A 16,936-nucleotide genomic window follows, 5' to 3' on the forward strand; every position below is an offset into this window, starting at 1 on the left:
GAGGGCAGCTCATGGATATCCGGACCCCCGACCAGCAATACAATCCCTACCGCATCTTCACCCGCGAGCAATGGGCGCGGTTGCGCGACGACACGCCGATGACGCTGGAGCCGGGCGAATTCGAGCGGCTGCGTTCGATGCACGACCGCCTCGACCTGCAGGAGGTCGAGGACATCTATCTCCCTCTATCGCGCCTGCTGTCGATCTATGTCGATGCGACCGATCGGCTCTTCCGGGCGCAGCGTCAGTTTCTCGGCATTCGCGACCGCAAGGTGCCCTATATCATCGGCGTTGCCGGTTCGGTCGCGGCCGGCAAATCGACCACCGCGCGCGTGCTGCAGGCGCTCTTGGCGCGCTGGTCGCCGCGGCCCAAGGTCGACCTGGTGACGACCGACGGCTTCCTGTTTCCCAATGCCGTGCTCGAGCGGCAGGGGCTGATGCAGAAGAAGGGCTTTCCCGATAGCTACGACCTGCCGATGCTGCTGTCGTTCCTCTCCGACATCAAGGCCGGACGCCGGCCGGTGCGCGCGCCGGTCTATTCGCATCTGGTCTACGACATCGTGCCGAACGAGTGGATCGAGGTCGACCGCCCCGACATCCTGATCGTCGAGGGCGTCAACGTGCTGCAGACCGGCCGCCTGCCGCGCGACGGCAAGGCGGTGCCCGTGGTGTCCGACTTCTTCGACTTCTCCGTCTATATCGATGCCGAGGAACCGGTGCTGCGCGAATGGTATGTGCGCCGTTTCCTTGCGCTCAGGGACACTGCGTTCCACGATCCCAAATCCTACTTCCATCGCTACGCGGTGCTCTCCGACGAGGAGGCGACCGCGACCGCGATCGCGATCTGGGAGCGCACCAACCTCGCCAATCTCGAGGACAATATTTTGCCGACCCGTCCGCGCGCGACGCTGATCCTGAAAAAACGTGCCGATCATCTGGTCGAGACGGTAGCGCTGCGGCGGTTGTGATTGCTGTCGTCCCTGCGAACGCAATGCGCACGCAGGGACGACGTCGAGTCGTTTCGATCTCACGCCGCGATGTGCCGTGATGCGACCAGCCCCGCGAGCGCCTCGGCGAGTTTTTCGCGGTCGAGCGGCTTGATCAAGAATCCGTCCATGCCGGCTTCGAAGCAGGCGTAGCGATCTTCCACCAGCGTGTTGGCGGTGAGCGCAAGGATCGGCGTCCGGTTACCCGGCTCGCCGGATTCGAGGGTACGAATCCGCTTGGTGGTTTCGATGCCGTTGAGCTGCGGCATCTGGATGTCCATCAGGACGAGGTCATAGGGGCTGCCCGCGGATTTCGCCGAGAGCCAGGACTCCAGCGCCTCGGCGCCGTCGGTGGTGATGACGGCGTGATGGCCGAGCCGGCCGAGCAGCGATCGGATCAACAGCGCATTGATCTGGTTGTCCTCGGCGACCAGGATCGACAGGCCCTTGTCCGCCGCGGCCGGCGTCTCGCTCGGGTCGATGGCCGGATCCAGGCTCGGCGCGGCCACTTCCGGCGCGGCCATCAGGCGGGCCGCGAGCGAGGCCGCGCGTAGCGGCTTGACCAGATAACCGGTGAGGGCGGAAGCGGCGGACGGCTGCATTTCGTGCCGCGTCGCCGGCGTGAACATCACGATGCGCTGATTGGCATGAAGGCTTGCGGCTTCGCCGAGCCGTTCGATTTCGGCCAGCCCCAGCGCGTGATCGATCAGCACGGCGTGCCAGGGGCGCTCGGGCAGCAGGGCCTCTGCGACATCGGCGTCTGACACCATGCAGGTCTGCCCGCCCCAGCGCTGTAGCCGCCGCGCGGTCAGCGAGGCCTCGATGCTCGCGGGCGAGACCAGCATGATCGAGTGGCCGGAAAGGTCCGGCGCCGCAAAAGAGGTTTGTTCGCCGCCTGCGGCGGCAAAGGGAAGCGACACTTCGAATGTCGAGCCCGTGCCCGGCGTGCTCTCCAGCGTGATGCGGCCGCCCATGCGCTTGACGATGCGGTCGGAGATGCTGAGGCCAAGACCCGTGCCGCCATAGCTGCGGGCGATCTTGTCGTCCGCCTGCTCGAACTCGCGGAAAATCCGCTCGCGCGCCTCGGGGGCGATACCGATGCCGGTGTCGCGCACCAGGAAACTGATTTCATTGGGCCAGATGCCGGGCTCGACGATCAGCGCGACACCGCCGGTCGAGGTGAACTTGATCGCGTTGCCGGCGAGATTGAGCAGCACCTGCCTCAAGCGAGCTGCGTCGCCGATCACGTGCGTCGGCAGCCGGTCGTCGACATAGGCGGCCACCTCGATCTTCTTGGTCTCCGCGCGCGGCGCCAGCAATTCGGTGATGTCCTCGATCAGGCCCGACAAGGCGAAAGGACGATGTTCGAGATCGATCTTGCCGGCCTCGATCTTGGAATAATCCAGCAGTTCCTCGATCAGCGAGAGCAGCGCGTCGCCGGAGGTCTTCACCGCCTTGACATAGGTCGCCTGTTCCGGCGTCAGCGGCGTATCCATCAACAGGCCGCTCATGCCGATGATGCCGTTGAGCGGCGTGCGGATCTCGTGGCTCGCCATGGCGAGGAAGCGCGACTTGGCGCGGCTTGCCGCGTCCGCCTGGTCGCGGGCCTCGGTCAGCGCGCGTTCGCTCTCGGTGCGATCGGTAACGTCGCGGCCGACGCTTTGCATTTCCGCTCGCTCTCCGGCGTCGTTTCGGACGAACCCTTCGCGCCACGCGATCCAGCGCGGGCCGAGCGGCCCCTCGATCCGCTGGTCGTGAACGCGGGTGCCGTTCGGCTCGAGCGCGGTATCGCCCTGTTCGAGAACGGAAAGCGTGAAGCGGCTGCCGGTCAGCGCGTCGCGCGGCATTTGCGCCAGCTCGCAATAGGCGTCGTTGGCGTAGGTGATGTGGCCCTCGCCGTCGCGCAGAACGATCAGGTCGCCCTGCGATTCGAACAGCCGCCGGGTACGCTGCTCGGCTTCCTGCAATTCCCAGTTCCGGTCGGCCAGCGCCTCATTATGCAGCGCGACCTTGCGCATCTTCTTGCGCAGCAGGCGGAGCCGGACGCTGAACGTGGCAAGCGCGACGCAGGCGATCGCAAACAGGAAGGCGACGCCGATCGCAAAGGAGTGCGGGTCGTAGCCGGAATTTTCCGTCGTGGCTCCGGCGATGAAGCCAAAGGCGCTGCCAAACACGACCGAGAAGATCATCAAGGAGCGCAGCGCGAAGACAAGCCAGGGATGCCGGCGGCCGAAACGGCGAAAGCGAAGTTTGATCCGGAAAGTCCGCCCCATCGCCAATGACCCTGAGCTTGCTGCTTGAATTGAACCGGCTTGCTTCGCCGCCTCTCCGGGCAGACGATGCGTCGCCGATGTTGCAAAGTGCTTGAGGCTCCCAGCGCGTCATGGCCGCGATGAGAACAGGGTGAACGAAACGTTAACAGAGCATGGTCCGGACCCGGAGGGCCGCGCTCGCGCAAAGTGGAAACCGGCTTTCCGAAAAGACCATGCTCCGAATTTAGAGTAACGCCGCTTCGATGCGGTGGCGCTCGCCGCGGGCGCCGACGATCAGGGCGGCGGCATCGAGCAGCGAAAAGTTCTTCGAGGACACGAAGATCCGGTAGTCGGCTGGTCCATCCCTGGACAGATAGATCACCGGATCGGAACCCGAGGGCTTCCGGGAGATCGCAACCAGAAGCGGCGGTGCGTTGCTCTCGCAGGCGCCGGCTTCGGCCGTATCGATATCGTCGATCACCGCAAAGTCGGCCGCTTCCGCGTTGTCAGAAATCTGGACCCGCACCGTCGCACGGCCTGGATCGGCGGTGAAACTGACATACCGGTGCGCCTGCCAGGAGAGGGCGGCGATCTGGACGGAAGTGCCTGATATTTCGATGCAGGGTCGCGGACCGGCCAAAAATTCGTCGCGCGCGAACAGGGCGACAATTGCCAGCGGGATCACCGAGGCCAGGATCTTCAAACGCAACATGACACGCTACTCGCTCGCCGTAAGCCCGCGACATGGGACTTATGGTTGGCAGAGGGTAAAGGAAACTAGTTACCGCTGTGTTGACGCGGGTTGTTTTGTGTGGCGGCAGCATCCTTGATGCGAGCGAGGCGAAGGGATTTGGTGCGGCAGCAGCCGCGCGTCGAATGTTCGCTTGTGCGCGCGGCAAATCACTCGACCGAGGGCCGGTTAGCGATGTCGAGATCGCCACGTAGGCTCTGCTCGGGCGCGCTATTGTTCGGCTTCGGTGACGGCGAGGTATCGTGCAAGCTCGTCCCGCGGATTGCCGCGAAAACTCTGACGGTCCCTCAACTCGGGTGGCGCTCGCCAGCCCGGCTCGATGCCCGTCATGTCGGGCAGTTCGTGGGCGATGCCCTTGTGACAGTCGATGCAGGTCTTTTCCTTCGTGACGAGAAACTTGGAGTGGATTTCCGCAGCGCGCCGCGTCTGCTTGTCGAAGTCCATCGCCGCCGAGGAGTGGCAGTTGCGACACTCAAGGGAATCGTTGGCCTTCAGCCTCGCCCATTCGTGCTTGGCGAGCGCGAGCCGATGATCCAGAAATTTTTGCCTGGTATCAATCACGCCGAAGATCTTGCCCCAGACTTCCTTTGAGGCCTGCATCTTTCGGGCGATCTTGTCGGTCCAGTCGTGCGGAACGTGGCAGTCGGGGCAAGTCGCGCGGACTCCCGAGCGGTTCGTGAAGTGGGGGGTGTGCTGCAGCTCCTCGAACACATTGGCGCGCATTTCGTGACAGGAGGTGCAGAACTTCTCGGTGTTGGTGACCTCGAGCGCGGTGTTGAAGGCGCCCCAGAACAGCACGCCGCATACAAAGCCTCCGAGCGCGAGGAAGCCCAGGCTCAAATGCGTGCTTGGGCGGCTCGCTATCTGCCAGAACCAGATCAGGAATGCCTTGAGCCGCTGCATCGACGCTCTCACTTCTTCCCGGGTTCGACGAGCAGCATATCCTTGAAGGTGCTCGGAACCAGCGGCTGCGCATCCGTTTGCTGAACGTGGCACGCGGTGCAGAAATATCGGCGGGGTGTAACGTCGGCGAGAACCTGTCCGTCGCGGTCCATGAAGTGGGTGACGCTGATCATCGGCGCACCTGAGCCTTCAGTGAACTGCCGCCGATGGCAGTCGAGGCAGCGGTTGGTCTTGAGCGTGAGCTGATAATTATCGATGGAGTGCGGAATGATCGGCGGCTGCTCCGGATAGTTGCGCATCAGCCGCTTGTCATCCGTGACCGGCCGCGCCAAAGGCGGCGCCGGCACGTCTCCCATCGGCGCTGCGGCTCCGGTCACGCGCGGCACGATCTGCGGCGCGTTCTGGGCGTAGATCGCACCGCAGACGAATACCAGCATGCCGCCGAGCAGCGCGCCCGCTACAGGACTTCGAAAGCTCTTCAGGCCGGGATGATCTTGACCGCGCATTTCTTGAAGTCCGTCTGCTTGGAAATGGGATCGGTTGCGTCCAGCGTTACCTTGTTGATGAGCTGGCTGGCGTCGAACCAGGGAACGAAGACGACGCCGCGCGGCATCCGGTTGCGTCCCTTGGTATCCACCCGGGTTCGGATTTCGCCGCGCCGCGACACCACCCGGACCTCGGCGCCCTGATTGATGCCTCTGGCGTAAGCGTCCTCGGCATGCATGTAAACTCTGGCGCCGGGATACGCCTTGTAGAGCTCCGGCACCCGCATGGTCATCGACCCCGAGTGCCAATGTTCGAGCACGCGGCCCGTGACCAGCCAGATGTCGTATTCCTTGTCGGGCGATTCGGCCGGCGGCTCATAGGGCACCGCGAGGATTCTCGCCTTGCCGTCCTTGTTGCCGTAGAACTCGACGCCCTTGCCCTTCTTGACGTAGGGATCGAAGCCTTCGCGATAGCGCCACTTCGTTTCCTTGCCGTCGACGACGGGCCAGCGCATTCCCCGATTTTCGTGAAGCGTGTCGTAGGATGCGAGATCGTGGCCATGACCGCGGCCGAACTGGGCGTATTCCTCGAACAGGCCCTTCTGCACATAGAACCCGAAAGCCTTCGCCTCGCGGTTTTCGTACTCGGCGGGAATTTCGCTGAGCGGGAACTTGTCCACATTGCCGTTGCGAAACAGAACATCGAACAGCGTCTTGCCGCGATAATTGGGATTGGCGGCCAGTATCTGCTCCGGCCACACCTCGTCGGTGGTGAACCGCTTGGAGAACTCCATCATCTGCCAGAGGTCGGAGCGCGCCTCGCCGGGCGCATCGACAAGCTGCCGCCATACATGGGTGCGGCGTTCCGCGTTGCCGTAGGCACCTTCCTTTTCGACCCACATCGCGGCGGGGAGAACGAGATCGGCGGCCATTGCGGTGACAGTCGGATAGACGTCCGAGACGACGATGAAATTGTTCGGATTCCGGTAGCCGGGATAGGTCTCGCGCGAATTGTTCGGCGCGGCCTGCATGTTGTTGTTCACCTGAACCCAGTAAAAGTTCAGCTTGCCGTCGTGAAGCATCCGGTCCTGTTCGACCGCGTGGTAACCCGGCTTCTCCGGAATGATGCCGTGCGGGATGCGCCAGATCTCTTCCGCGTGCTTGCGGTGTTCCGGGTTGTTGACGACCATGTCGGCCGGCAGGCGGTGCGCAAAGGTGCCGACCTCGCGTGCGGTGCCGCAGGCGGACGGCTGTCCGGTCAGCGAGAACGGCGAATTGCCGGGCTCGGAGATCTTCCCCGTCAGCAGGTGCAGATTATAGAGAAGCTGGTTGGCCCATACGCCGCGGGCGTGCTGATTGAAGCCCATCGTCCAGAGCGACATCACCTTGCGCTTGGGATCCGCATAGAGTTCGGCAAGCTCCTGCAGGAAGCCGCGTTCGACTCCGGTAAGCTCCGATACTTTCGCGAGCGTGTAATCCTTCACGAAGGCGGCGTAGGCGTCGAAGTCGATCGGCTGGGTTGCGCCGGGAGCGGCCGCGCCCTTCGCCTTGACCTCGAGCGGATGATCCGCGCGCAGGCCATATCCGATATCGACGGCGCCTTTCACGAAGGTGGTGTGGTTCTTCACGAAATCCTGGTTGACCCGGCCGGTCGTGATGATGTGGTTGGCGATGTAGTTCAGGATCGCCAGATCCGTTCCGGGCTTGAACACGATCGGGATGTCGGCGAGATCAGAACTGCGGTTCGTGAATGTCGAGAGAACCGCCACTTTGACATGCGGGTAGCTCAGGCGCCGGTCGGTGAGCCGCGTCCAGAGGATCGGGTGCATCTCGGCCATGTTCGAGCCCCACAGCACGAACGCATCCGCCGCCTCGAAATCGTCATAGCAGCCCATCGGCTCGTCCGCACCGAAGGTGCGCATGAAGGCGACCGCCGCCGACGCCATGCAGTGACGCGCGTTCGGATCGAGGTTGTTGGAGCGGAAGCCGGCCCGCATCAGCTTGGTGGCGGCGTAGCCTTCGAAGACGGTCCATTGCCCCGAGCCGAACATGCCGAGCGCCGTCGGGCCCTTGTCCTTCAGCACCGCCTTGGCGCGGGCGGCCATCACATCGAAGGCTTCGTCCCAGCTCACCGGCGTCAGTTCGCCGTTCTTGTCAAAGACGCCGCCCTTCTTGCGCAGCAGCGGCGTGGTCAGGCGGTCGCCGCCATACATGATCTTGGAGAGGAAATATCCCTTGATGCAGTTCAGTCCGCGATTGACCTCGGCGAGCGTATCGCCGTGGGTCGCGACGACCTTGCCGCCCTTGACACCCACCATCACTCCGCATCCGGTGCCGCAGAAGCGGCACGGGGCCTTCGACCATTTGATCTCCAGCGATCCGACGCCGCCCGCCACCGGTTGCGCCACGGCAGGAACAGTCATGCCGGCGGCCGCGGCGGCGACAGCGGCGGCCTGCGCCTTCAACAATTCGCGTCGCGAGAGTGACATGTTCTAGTCTCCGATATCGGCAAGCCGTTCAACCTGTTCGAACACCATGTTGGCGGACAGGACGCCCTGCCAAGTTGCGATCTGGGCGAGGCGGCCGCCGAGGATTCCGCTCTCGGCCGCCTCCATCACGATGACGATCTTCGAGGCGTCGCGTTGATGGATCTCAACGTCGGGCAGGGCAGCGAGCGCGCGCAGCACCTCATCCCGGCGTTCCGGCAGCACGGAGACGACCGCGCTCGAAATGTGAATGGTGGCTTCGCCTGTCATGCGGCGTCTCCACCGTGCGCAGCGCCCAGGGTGATCGTGGCGCCCGGGCAGGCATCGACGCATTCACCGCATCCGGTGCAGACGGCTTCGTTGACGATGGCCTGCGGCGGCAATCCAATTCTGGGGCGGAAACGAATAGCCGACGCAGGACATGCATCGCCGCAGGAGCGACAGACGATGCCGGCTTCGGCGAGGCACGCGTCACCGATCAGGGCGACCGGCCTGGAGAGGAGTTGTCCGCGAAACAAGGCGCGGCGCGAGGGTCCCTGGGGTTCCATGACGCCTCATCCTCCCGGGGGGCCGGGCGGTCCCAGGATCAATTGGGACATCCAGACGAGAAAACCGTATCCGCCGACCACGCCGACCGCCACGATCGGCCAGATGAAGGCTGCGATGACGGCGAAGACGATCAGCTCAGCACGACGACCGGTCTCAGGTGCCTTGCCCGGCTGCGCATCATGTTTCGTTGACGTGTCGACCATGTAATGACCTGCCGCCTCGGATTCGAACAACCAGCGAGCCGGCTACACCTTCCCCTTGTGCCAGCTATTCTGCCGCCGTCGGACGAAGGCGACGCCATTCCAGGGCTCACTCATTGATTTGGATCAAGCGAAGAATGATAAATGATTGAATTATTTTATGCTCTTTCGGCATTCCTCGCGCCGAGCAGGGATCGTGCGATGCACTACGCCGCGCGCCGCAAATCCTCCGCCAGCGCGCGATACGAAAGTGCTTCGGCGAGATGCAACCGGCCTATCTTTTCCGCACGATCGAGGTCGGCGAGCGTGCGCGCGACGCGCAGCACGCGGTGATAGCCGCGCGCGGTCAGCTTCATGGTTTCGGCGGCGTCGCGCAAAAGTTTTTGGCCCTGCGAATCTGGTTGCGCGATCGTTTCCAGAAGCGAGGCCGGCGCTTCGGCATTGGTGCGGATATGCGGCATGCCGGCCGCGGCATAACGCGCGAGCTGGATGTCGCGCGCGGCGGCGACGCGGGCTGCGACTTCGGCCGAGCCTTCGGACGGCGGCGGCAGGATCAGGTCGGCGGCGGTCACCGCCGGCACCTCGATGCGCAGGTCGATGCGATCCATCAGCGGGCCGGAGATGCGCATCTGGTAATCCGCGGTGCAGCGGTCGACCGGTGCGCGCCTGCAGGAATAGCCGGGATCATAGGCCTGGCCGCAGCGGCACGGGTTCATCGCCGCGACCAGCATGAAGCGCGCGGGGTAGGTGACGCGGTGATTGGCGCGCGACACCGAGACCTCGCCGTTCTCCAGCGGCTGGCGCAGCGAGTCCAGGACGCGCGGATCGAACTCCGGCAATTCGTCGAGGAACAGCACGCCCTGATGCGCCAGCGAAATCTCGCCGGGTCTTGCGCGCAGGCCGCCGCGCGGTCAATGCGCCGTCGCGGATTTCGCCGGCGACGGAGGCGATCATAGATACTTCGAGAAGCTCGGATGGCGACAGCGGCGGCAGGATCGAAGGCAGCCGCGCCGCCAGCATCGACTTGCCCGCACCGGGCGAGCCGATCATCAGCAAGTGATGCCCGCCGGCCGCGGCGATCTCCAGCGCGCGCTTGGCGCTTTCCTGGCCCTTGATGTCGCGCAAGTCGAGATGCGTCGCTTCCGGCTCGTGCACTTTCGGCTGTGGCCGCGATAGCACCTGTGTGCCCTTGAAATGGTTGGCGATCTGGATAAGCGATTTGGCCGCGATGATCTGGATGTCCGGGCTCGCCCAGGCGGCTTCCGAGCCGCACGCCGCCGGGCAAATCAGTCCTTCCTCGCGCCCATTCGCCCCGATCGCCGCCGGAAGCACGCCTGCAACGGGCGCGATCGAGCCGTCGAGCCCGAGTTCGCCGAGCACGGTAAAGCCGTTGAGCGCATCCGGCGGGATCGCGCCGATCGCCGCCATCAGGCCAAGCGCGATCGGCAGATCATAATGGCTGCCTTCCTTCGGCAGATCGGCCGGCGCGAGGTTGACGATGATCCGCCGCGCGGGCAGGGCCAGCCCCGAGGCGATCAGCGCCGAGCGCACCCGCTCGCGCGCCTCGGACACCGCCTTGTCCGGCAGACCCACGATCGCAAACGCCGGCAGCCCGGGCGCGACCTGCACCTGCACGTCGACCGCGCGGGCCTCGATCCCCTCAAAAGCTACGGTAGATACCCGCGCAACCATGCTGCCCCTCTTGACGCAATCGAAGGTAGCGGGGAACCGGAGAGCAAGTCAAGAACATTAAGAGAACATCTTGCGCCTGGGGTCTGTCAGCGCACATCCTGCATCGACATACCGGTGCTCAACCGATCGTCGACATTTCGACCCGCGCTGCCTGGCTAGCGCTCCGTTCGCATGTACGGGCTGTGCTCGGAAACAAGCTTCAGCGCCGGATCATCAGCGAGAACGCGCACCGCCTCTGTCTTTGCAGGGTTCTTATTCTCGGGGATACCCCGGACGCTCCACACCGCGAGCCAGACGACGAGCATTCCGGCTCCGATTGCCACCATATCCTTGGTCATTTGCCGGGCCTCCATACTGGCTGCCAAGCGCTGAGGAAGACCAATTTCGGCGAAGCGCGATGGTTCCTAATTTGGGCCCTTTCGATGAAGGCCCCTCGACGAAGCATCTCAGCCGCACGCATGCGGGTGTGCGGCAGCACTTGGATGATCCGGGGCCGACCACCGGCCGACCCCAAATCAGGCGTCCTTCTCAGAGCTGCATGTTCATCGGCTCGGGATAATACCGGAAGCCATCGCCGTTCTTGGCGACGTGGCCGTAGCCCGGCCAGGCGAAGTGATAGGACATCACGGGAATTTTGTTGGCCGCGAGCATGTCCAGCATCTTCACCCGTGAGGCGGCCGCCTGCTTCGGATCGCTGTCGTAGGAGAACTCCATCCGCGGCTTCTCCAGCAGCAGCACCGCGTGGTGCGAGAGGTCGCCGAGGAAGCAGAAGGATTTGCCCTTCGAACTGACCATGAAGATGGTGTGGCCGACGGTGTGGCCAGGAGCCGCGAGCGCGGTGACGCCGGGCAGGAATTCCTGGTTGTCCTTGATGAAGACGATGCGGTCGCGCACCGGCATCAGGTTCTTGCGGGCGTGGATGATGAAGTCCTTCAGCGGACTGCCGAGCTTGCCTTCATCGGTCCAGAAATCGAAATCGCTCTGGGCGATGTAGACCTGCGCGTTCGGGAATAGCGGCTTGTCGTCGGCGCCGACAAGGCCGCCGATGTGATCGATATGGGCGTGCGAGCACACCACGGCGTCGATGTCCGTCGGCTTGATGCCGGCCGCCATCATGTTCTTCTGCTGCTGGCCGGTGGTCGGGCCGAATGCCTTCGAGGTGCCCATGCCGGTATCGAACAGGATCAGCTTGTCGCCGGTGTTCACGATCGGCGAGTTCTGCTCGAGCACGACGTTGTCCGGGTTGAGGAAGTTGTCGGACAGCATCTTCTTCACTTCCTCCTTCGGCACGCCGGTAAACGTGCCGGAGGGATCGCCCAGCGGCAGCGGGCCGTCGGAGACCACGGTGACTTCGGCGTCGCCGAGAACGAAACGGTGCCAGTAGGGCGTCTGCGTGCCGAGTTTTGGCGCTTTGGCCAGCGCGCTGCCGCCGAGCATCGTTGAAGCGCCAAGACCCATTCCGAGTCCAGCACCGAGCGCAAGCAAAGACCGTCGCGAAAGATTCGTCGTCATGCGTCTTCCTCCACTAATTTTATTGATTGCAGTACGTGCCCGGACGGATTCATCCGTCGCTACAGGCTGCTCCCGCTTCCCGAAATTGGCAAGTGGGATGAAGGGACACGACAGGGATGTGAAAATGCGATGACGCGCCGCGGGACCGGACAGCTACCAATCGTAGTCGTCGTACATCCACTCCCTTGGGTATCGAGGCCGCGTTCTCGCTTGCGGCGGCGACCGCTCTGGTTTGCGCAAGGTCGGAGCCGGCTGCGCCGGACGCGCTGATGCCTTGGGCGAGTTCTGCTCGGAAACCTTCGCGAGATCGCGTTTCATCTCTTCCTGGCTCGTCTTCAGCTCCCCAATGGCTTTTGCATTGTCGCTGGCCATTTGTTGCTGGTTCGCCTTGAGCTGTTCGATGTTTCGTTCCAGGTTCGCGAGGTCGCGCGCGATCGTTTGCAGCAACTGAGTCTGGTCGGGAAGCGCCGCTGTAGCTGGCGGCGGGGCGTCTTGCGGTGGTGCGGCCTGAGCCAAGGTTGGTGCTTGCGGGGGTGCTGCTTGCGGTGAGGACGCTTGCGAGGGTGCTGTCTCCGCGGCCGCCAGTTGAACGGTGGATGGAGCGGGCTGCGCGGGAACCGGCGGATTTTCCGACGGCAATGACGGAGATGAAACGGGCTGCGGCGCCCACCAGGCGACAACCTGCTTGGCTCCGCCGCCATAGGACGACTGCAAAACCAGGGCAGCGACAATGATGAACGCCGCCAGGGGCAAGGCGGCGAGGGTGCGGAGCGTCAGCCTTCCTGGTGGTGATTGCGGGCCAGGTCGCGCCGACTGCGCGGCGGGTCGGGCCGAAGGCGGATGCGCGGCATCGCGCTCCATTTTTGCGACCTGTTCAGTCAAACGCGCAAGCTGCTCATCCGCGCTTTTTATCTGTTCGTGGGCATGCGCGAGCCGTTCGTCGGCGGGCCCGATTAGGGCATCGTGGGGTTCGGTTTGTTTTAGGGCATCGTGGGGTTCGGTTTGTTTCGGAGTAGGTGTGGAGTTCATTGGCGTTCCTTTCCGTCCAATGTCATCCGAAGGTGGCCGGTCGAGCATCCGGCAGCGCTCCGTGCAGTCTTGCCCAAAGAACGGCGGCATGATGATAGGATATGGGATCACATGGCGATAGCGTCCTGTAATCCAGCGTCGCCACTCCCGGCGGCGTAGCAGAACGGTGCCGCGGCTCTCCTCGCCGGTTCCAATCGGCCGGCAGGAGGCGCACGCAATTCATCCGGCCGCATTCATCCGGCCCAGGTCCGGCCGCGTATGAGCGTGCTGCGAATGAACTGGTCGACAGCCCACGAGGGGAAATTACTTCCCGCCGCGCTTTTTCTCGATGGTATCCCAGATCTTTGCCGCGACGTCCGGTCCGCCGAGCCGCTGGATCGCGCGGATGCCGGTCGGGCAGGTCACGTTGATCTCGGTGAGGTTGCCGTCGATCACGTCGATGCCGACGAACAGCAGGCCGCGTTCGCGTAAGGCCGGGCCCAACGTGTCGCAAATCTCGCGCTCGCGCGGCGAAAGGTCGGTCGACTGCGCGGCGCCGCCGCGCACCATGTTGGAGCGGAGGTCGTCGGGAGCGGGGACGCGGTTGACGGCGCCGGCGAATTCGCCGTCGATCAGGATGATGCGCTTGTCGCCGTGCTTCACCTCGGGCAGGAAGCGCTGGATCACCCAAGGCTCCCTGAAGGTGACGGAAAACATGTCGAACAGCGAGCCGAAATTCATGTCCTGCGGCATCACGCGAAACACTGCCGCGCCGCCATGGCCGTGCAGCGGCTTCATGACGACCGCGCCATGCTCTTCGCGGAACGAATTGATTTCGTCGAGGTCGCGCGAGATCAGCGTCGGCGGCATCAGTTGAGGAAAGTTCAGCACGAACATCTTTTCCGGCGCGTTGCGCACGCTGGCGGGATCGTTGACGACCAGCGTCCTGGGATGGATTCGTTCCAGCAAATGCGTCGAGGTGATGTAGGCGATATCGAACGGCGGCTCCTGCCGCAACAGGATGACGTCGAAAGCGTTCAGCGGCTGGCGCTTGGGCTCACCGAGCGTGAAATGATTGCCGGCCTCGTCGCGCACGGTCACCACCTGCACCGGCGCCACCAACTCCTCGCCACGCAGCGATAGCTGGTCCGGCGTGAAATAGGAAAGCCCATGGCCGCGCTTTTGCGCTTCCAGCATCAGGGCGAAGGTCGAATCGCCGCGGATGTTGATACGCGCGATGGGGTCCATCTGGACGGCGACATTCAGTTTCATGAGTGAGGTCCGGGTCTCTGGAGGGAATCTTAAACGCTGGCGTCGAATGCCGCTAACAGATGGCGTGGCAGACGTCTGGGTGCAATCAGGACGGCGTCGAAACGAAGCTCGAATTCGGCATGCTCGGGATGCGCCATCAGCCAGGCCTGCGCTGCGTCGATGATGCGGGCCTGCTGGCGCGCCGTAACGGCGTAGGCGGCGTCATCGAGGCTGGCTCTGGCCTTGACCTCGATGAAGGCGACCAGATTGCGCTTCCTCGCCACCAGGTCAATCTCGCCATAGGGCGTGCGGAAGCGCTTTGCCAGGATGCGGTAGCCTTTTGCCATCAGATAGGCCGCAGCGCGGCTTTCGGCTGAAAGCCCGGTGCGAAAGGCCGCGACCCGCTCGGGGGCGGCGATTTTGGCGGTCGCATCGGGCGGCGTGGGGCCGTCAGCCTTCGCCATCGCCGCCTCGTGCTCGCCTGGGGGTTTCTTTGGCAAGCTCCAATGCGCGGGCATAGACTTCGCGGCGCGGGCGCCCCGAAAGCTCGACCGCATGCGCGACGCTGTCCTTGACGCTTTCGCGCGCCAGCGACGATCGCAGCAGATCGTCGAGGTCGTGCTGCGTCATGATATCGGCGTCCTTGCGCGGCGGGCCGATGACGAGCACGAACTCGCCGCGGGTTTCCAGCGTGCCTGCGGCTTTCGCCAGTTCTGATATCGGCGCGCGCTTGATGTCCTCGTGCAGCTTCGTGAGTTCGCGGCAGATCGCGGCGTCGCGCCCGGCCATGATCTCGGCGAGGTCGGCGAGCGTTTCCTGCACCCGGTTGCCGGATTCGAACATCACCAGCGTGGCGTCGATCCGGGAGAGTTCTGCGAGCCGACTCCGCCGCGAGACTTGTTTGGCCGGCAAAAATCCCTCGAAATAGAACCGGTCGGTGGGTAGTGCCGCGACCGAAAGTGCCGTCAGCACCGAGGATGCACCGGGCACCGCGATCACGGCATGGCCGGCTGCAGAGACCTCGCGCACCAGCTTGAAGCCGGGGTCGGAGATCAGTGGCGTGCCGGCGTCCGACACCAGCGCGATCGAAGCGCCCTGCGCCAGCCGCTCCAGGATTTTCGGCCTTGCCATCGCCGCGTTGTGCTCGTGATATGGCTTGAGTTCCGCCGAGATCGCATAGCGTTCGACCAGGCGGCGGGTGATGCGGGTGTCCTCGCAGGCGATGATGTCGACGCCGGCCAGGGTCTCCAGCGCGCGCAAGGTGATGTCGCCGAGATTGCCGATCGGGGTCGCCACCAGATAGAGACCGGGAACCGGCTTCGGAGCATTCAGAGTGTGGCCGCCAATCAAAAAAGTTCTGTTGGCCGAACCCGGTTCGGTATCAGAGCCATAGCTTGAACTGGGCTTTGCGCGCATCGTGACAATCTAAAGGGGTCTTGGAGCAAGCGCTATATCTGGCTGGGACGGCGGCAAAAACCGGAGTTCCCCGCGGCCAGCGATGTGTGGCGAGATCGTAATCCTTTTGTTTTGGTTAACTAATCCTCGACAATATGCAGAATCCCGAATGTAGGGTTCAGTAGCGGTTCAGGTGCTTCGGCCCAGAAAGCCGGAATCCTGACCGACGGCGGTCGGTCAAGAGAAGAGACAGAATGGTAGGCCCGCTCAATCGTAAGCCCGGATCCTCGGTTCCGTGCCCGTCAAGCCCGACCCGGCGGACGGCACTTGGCCTTATTCTCGGGGCACCGCTGCTCGGCGCCTGCGCCGGCGGCCAGGTTTCCAGCCCGTTCGGCCCGTCCGCGCCCGAGGGGCCGCCGGGCCCGCAGCAACAGCCGCTTGCGGTTGGCACCGGGCAGGTCAAGGTCGGCCTGATCCTGCCGCTCTCGGCTGCCGGCAATGCCGGCGTCGCCGCGCAATCGATGAAGAATGCGGCCGAGATGGCGCTGGCGGAATTCCAGAACCCGAACATTCAGCTTCTGATCAAGGACGACAGCGGCAGTCCGCAGGGCGCCCAGCAGGTGACCCAGCAGGCGCTCGACGAAGGCGTGGAAATCATTCTGGGGCCGCTGTTTGCGGCATCGGTGCCGGCGACCGCGCAACTGACGCGGGCGCGCGGCATTTCGGTGATCGCGTTCTCGACCGATTCCAGCGTGGCCGGCCGCGGTGTTTACCTCCTGAGCTTCCTGCCGGAGTCCGACGTCAACCGGATCGTCGATTATTCCGCCAGCATCGGAAAGCGGTCGTTTGCGGCGCTGTTGCCCGACAATGCCTATGGCAATGTGGTGGAAGCGGCGTTCAAGCAGGCAGCCGGCCGCAAGGGGCGCATCGTCGCCTTCGAGAAATACACCGCCGATCGCGCCGGGGCGGCGCGGACGGTGGCGCAGTCGCTCGGCTCGGCGGACGCGCTGTTCATCGCCGACGACGGCGAATCCGTCGTGGCGACGGCGGACGCCCTGACCGCTGCGGGCGCGAACTTGCGCAACATCCAGTTGCTCGGCACGGGGCTCTGGGACAATCCGCGCGTCTATGCGAACGCGACGCTGCAGGGCGGGCTCTATGCCGCGCCCGATCCGTCGGGTTTCCGCGCCTTCTCCGGCCGCTACCGCGCCAAATACGGCACGGACCCCGTGCGCACCGCAACGCTCGCTTACGATGCCGTCGCGCTGGTTGCTGCGCTGTCGAAGCAGCAGGGCGGCCAACGCTTTGCGCCAGAGACGCTGACTAACCCGTCCGGCTTCGCCGGTACCGACGGCCTGTTCCGCTTCCGCTCCGACGGCACCAACGAGCGCGGCCTTGCCGTGATGAAGGTCGCCAGCGGCGGCAGCACGCCGGTCGCCGGTTCGCCGAAGAGTTTTGGGGCGTGA

17 protein-coding genes and 1 pseudogene are annotated in these 16,936 nt (G+C 64.2%); 2 read left to right on the plus strand and 16 right to left on the minus strand.

The features are described from left to right. Positions 1-11 precede the first annotated feature (11 nt). Positions 12-968 (plus strand): type I pantothenate kinase, encoded by a 957-nt coding sequence (gene coaA / locus LMTR13_RS00095; RefSeq protein ID WP_065726143.1) that lies wholly within the window; start codon positions 12-14, stop codon positions 966-968. A 59-nt stretch (positions 969-1,027) separates the two neighbouring features. Here coaA and LMTR13_RS00100 read toward each other — a convergent pair whose 3' ends face one another. The 16 genes and pseudogenes from LMTR13_RS00100 to rsmI form a co-directional block, all read right to left on the minus strand. After that, positions 1,028-3,259 carry an ATP-binding protein gene (locus LMTR13_RS00100; protein WP_065726144.1) on the minus strand — a complete coding sequence of 744 codons (2,232 nt, stop codon included), beginning with the start codon at positions 3,257-3,259 and terminating at the stop codon, positions 1,028-1,030. Between the two features lie 223 nt (positions 3,260-3,482). Then, the gene (locus LMTR13_RS00105) at positions 3,483-3,950 is read right to left on the minus strand and encodes a hypothetical protein (protein ID WP_065726145.1); all 468 of its coding nucleotides are present in this window, start codon (positions 3,948-3,950) and stop codon (positions 3,483-3,485) included. Between the two features lie 249 nt (positions 3,951-4,199). Further along, complete coding sequence (locus LMTR13_RS00110) at positions 4,200-4,892, minus strand: cytochrome c3 family protein (protein ID WP_065726146.1); 693 nt, start codon at positions 4,890-4,892, stop codon at positions 4,200-4,202. Between the two features lie 8 nt (positions 4,893-4,900). Then, positions 4,901-5,398, minus strand: a complete 498-nt coding sequence (locus LMTR13_RS00115; RefSeq protein ID WP_065726147.1) for a nitrate reductase cytochrome c-type subunit — start codon at positions 5,396-5,398, stop codon at positions 4,901-4,903. Beyond that, positions 5,371-7,866: a periplasmic nitrate reductase subunit alpha gene (napA, locus tag LMTR13_RS00120; RefSeq protein ID WP_065726148.1), complete on the minus strand. Its 2,496-nt coding sequence runs from the start codon at positions 7,864-7,866 to the stop codon at positions 5,371-5,373. The genes LMTR13_RS00115 and napA overlap by 28 nt, the downstream gene beginning before the upstream one ends. Before the next feature lie 3 nt (positions 7,867-7,869). Then, positions 7,870-8,133, minus strand: coding sequence for a chaperone NapD (locus LMTR13_RS00125; RefSeq protein WP_065726149.1), 264 nt, complete (start codon positions 8,131-8,133; stop codon positions 7,870-7,872). Continuing rightward, complete coding sequence (locus tag LMTR13_RS00130) at positions 8,130-8,411, minus strand: 4Fe-4S dicluster domain-containing protein (RefSeq protein WP_065726150.1); 282 nt, start codon at positions 8,409-8,411, stop codon at positions 8,130-8,132. Before LMTR13_RS00130 ends, LMTR13_RS00125 begins: the two co-directional genes overlap by 4 nt. A 6-nt stretch (positions 8,412-8,417) precedes the next feature. Beyond that, the gene (napE, locus tag LMTR13_RS00135) at positions 8,418-8,615 is read right to left on the minus strand and encodes a periplasmic nitrate reductase, NapE protein (protein WP_065726151.1); all 198 of its coding nucleotides are present in this window, start codon (positions 8,613-8,615) and stop codon (positions 8,418-8,420) included. Between the two features lie 203 nt (positions 8,616-8,818). Further along, positions 8,819-9,241: a magnesium chelatase subunit ChlI family protein gene (locus LMTR13_RS42085; RefSeq protein WP_335622107.1), complete on the minus strand. Its 423-nt coding sequence runs from the start codon at positions 9,239-9,241 to the stop codon at positions 8,819-8,821. Further along, a pseudogene (locus LMTR13_RS00140) lies at positions 9,230-10,304 on the minus strand (YifB family Mg chelatase-like AAA ATPase); the annotation flags it as partial. The pseudogene LMTR13_RS00140 and the gene LMTR13_RS42085, both read right to left, overlap by 12 nt. Positions 10,305-10,459: 155 nt before the next feature. Further along, complete coding sequence (locus tag LMTR13_RS00145; protein WP_156795371.1) at positions 10,460-10,642, minus strand: hypothetical protein; 183 nt, start codon at positions 10,640-10,642, stop codon at positions 10,460-10,462. A gap of 190 nt (positions 10,643-10,832) precedes the next feature. Next, positions 10,833-11,816, minus strand: coding sequence for an MBL fold metallo-hydrolase (locus LMTR13_RS00150; protein WP_065726153.1), 984 nt, complete (start codon positions 11,814-11,816; stop codon positions 10,833-10,835). Positions 11,817-11,969: 153 nt separating this feature from the next. Next, positions 11,970-12,845, minus strand: coding sequence for a hypothetical protein (locus tag LMTR13_RS40150; RefSeq protein ID WP_156795372.1), 876 nt, complete (start codon positions 12,843-12,845; stop codon positions 11,970-11,972). 303 nt (positions 12,846-13,148) lie between these two features. After that, on the minus strand, positions 13,149-14,096 hold the full coding sequence (gshB, locus tag LMTR13_RS00160) for a glutathione synthase (protein WP_065726155.1): 948 nt from the start codon (positions 14,094-14,096) through the stop codon (positions 13,149-13,151). Between the two features lie 29 nt (positions 14,097-14,125). Next, on the minus strand, positions 14,126-14,539 hold the full coding sequence (locus LMTR13_RS00165) for a YraN family protein (RefSeq protein ID WP_065726156.1): 414 nt from the start codon (positions 14,537-14,539) through the stop codon (positions 14,126-14,128). Further along, a complete protein-coding gene (rsmI, locus tag LMTR13_RS00170; protein ID WP_065726157.1) occupies positions 14,526-15,491 on the minus strand; it encodes a 16S rRNA (cytidine(1402)-2'-O)-methyltransferase in 966 nt (321 codons plus the stop codon). The genes LMTR13_RS00165 and rsmI overlap by 14 nt, the downstream gene beginning before the upstream one ends. A 233-nt stretch (positions 15,492-15,724) precedes the next feature. Between rsmI and LMTR13_RS00175 the strand changes: the two genes are divergently transcribed. Next, positions 15,725-16,936: a penicillin-binding protein activator gene (locus tag LMTR13_RS00175; protein WP_065726158.1), complete on the plus strand. Its 1,212-nt coding sequence runs from the start codon at positions 15,725-15,727 to the stop codon at positions 16,934-16,936.

Source organism: Bradyrhizobium icense (genome assembly GCF_001693385.1).
Classification (GTDB): Bacteria; Pseudomonadota; Alphaproteobacteria; order Rhizobiales; family Xanthobacteraceae; genus Bradyrhizobium; species Bradyrhizobium icense.

What these genes read in the sequence shown, in the direction of transcription:
- coaA (WP_065726143.1), top strand. Translation starts at nt 12, where the DNA reads ATGGATATCCGGACCCCCGACCAGCAATACAATCCCTACCGCATCTTC.
- LMTR13_RS00100 (WP_065726144.1), bottom strand. Translation starts at nt 3,259, where the DNA reads ATGGGGCGGACTTTCCGGATCAAACTTCGCTTTCGCCGTTTCGGCCGC.
- LMTR13_RS00105 (WP_065726145.1), bottom strand. Translation starts at nt 3,950, where the DNA reads ATGTTGCGTTTGAAGATCCTGGCCTCGGTGATCCCGCTGGCAATTGTC.
- LMTR13_RS00110 (WP_065726146.1), bottom strand. Translation starts at nt 4,892, where the DNA reads ATGCAGCGGCTCAAGGCATTCCTGATCTGGTTCTGGCAGATAGCGAGC.
- LMTR13_RS00115 (WP_065726147.1), bottom strand. Translation starts at nt 5,398, where the DNA reads ATGCGCGGTCAAGATCATCCCGGCCTGAAGAGCTTTCGAAGTCCTGTA.
- napA (WP_065726148.1), bottom strand. Translation starts at nt 7,866, where the DNA reads ATGTCACTCTCGCGACGCGAATTGTTGAAGGCGCAGGCCGCCGCTGTC.
- LMTR13_RS00125 (WP_065726149.1), bottom strand. Translation starts at nt 8,133, where the DNA reads ATGACAGGCGAAGCCACCATTCACATTTCGAGCGCGGTCGTCTCCGTG.
- LMTR13_RS00130 (WP_065726150.1), bottom strand. Translation starts at nt 8,411, where the DNA reads ATGGAACCCCAGGGACCCTCGCGCCGCGCCTTGTTTCGCGGACAACTC.
- napE (WP_065726151.1), bottom strand. Translation starts at nt 8,615, where the DNA reads ATGGTCGACACGTCAACGAAACATGATGCGCAGCCGGGCAAGGCACCT.
- LMTR13_RS42085 (WP_335622107.1), bottom strand. Translation starts at nt 9,241, where the DNA reads ATGCGCATCTCCGGCCCGCTGATGGATCGCATCGACCTGCGCATCGAG.
- LMTR13_RS00145 (WP_156795371.1), bottom strand. Translation starts at nt 10,642, where the DNA reads ATGACCAAGGATATGGTGGCAATCGGAGCCGGAATGCTCGTCGTCTGG.
- LMTR13_RS00150 (WP_065726153.1), bottom strand. Translation starts at nt 11,816, where the DNA reads ATGACGACGAATCTTTCGCGACGGTCTTTGCTTGCGCTCGGTGCTGGA.
- LMTR13_RS40150 (WP_156795372.1), bottom strand. Translation starts at nt 12,845, where the DNA reads ATGAACTCCACACCTACTCCGAAACAAACCGAACCCCACGATGCCCTA.
- gshB (WP_065726155.1), bottom strand. Translation starts at nt 14,096, where the DNA reads ATGAAACTGAATGTCGCCGTCCAGATGGACCCCATCGCGCGTATCAAC.
- LMTR13_RS00165 (WP_065726156.1), bottom strand. Translation starts at nt 14,539, where the DNA reads ATGGCGAAGGCTGACGGCCCCACGCCGCCCGATGCGACCGCCAAAATC.
- rsmI (WP_065726157.1), bottom strand. Translation starts at nt 15,491, where the DNA reads ATGCGCGCAAAGCCCAGTTCAAGCTATGGCTCTGATACCGAACCGGGT.
- LMTR13_RS00175 (WP_065726158.1), top strand. Translation starts at nt 15,725, where the DNA reads ATGGTAGGCCCGCTCAATCGTAAGCCCGGATCCTCGGTTCCGTGCCCG.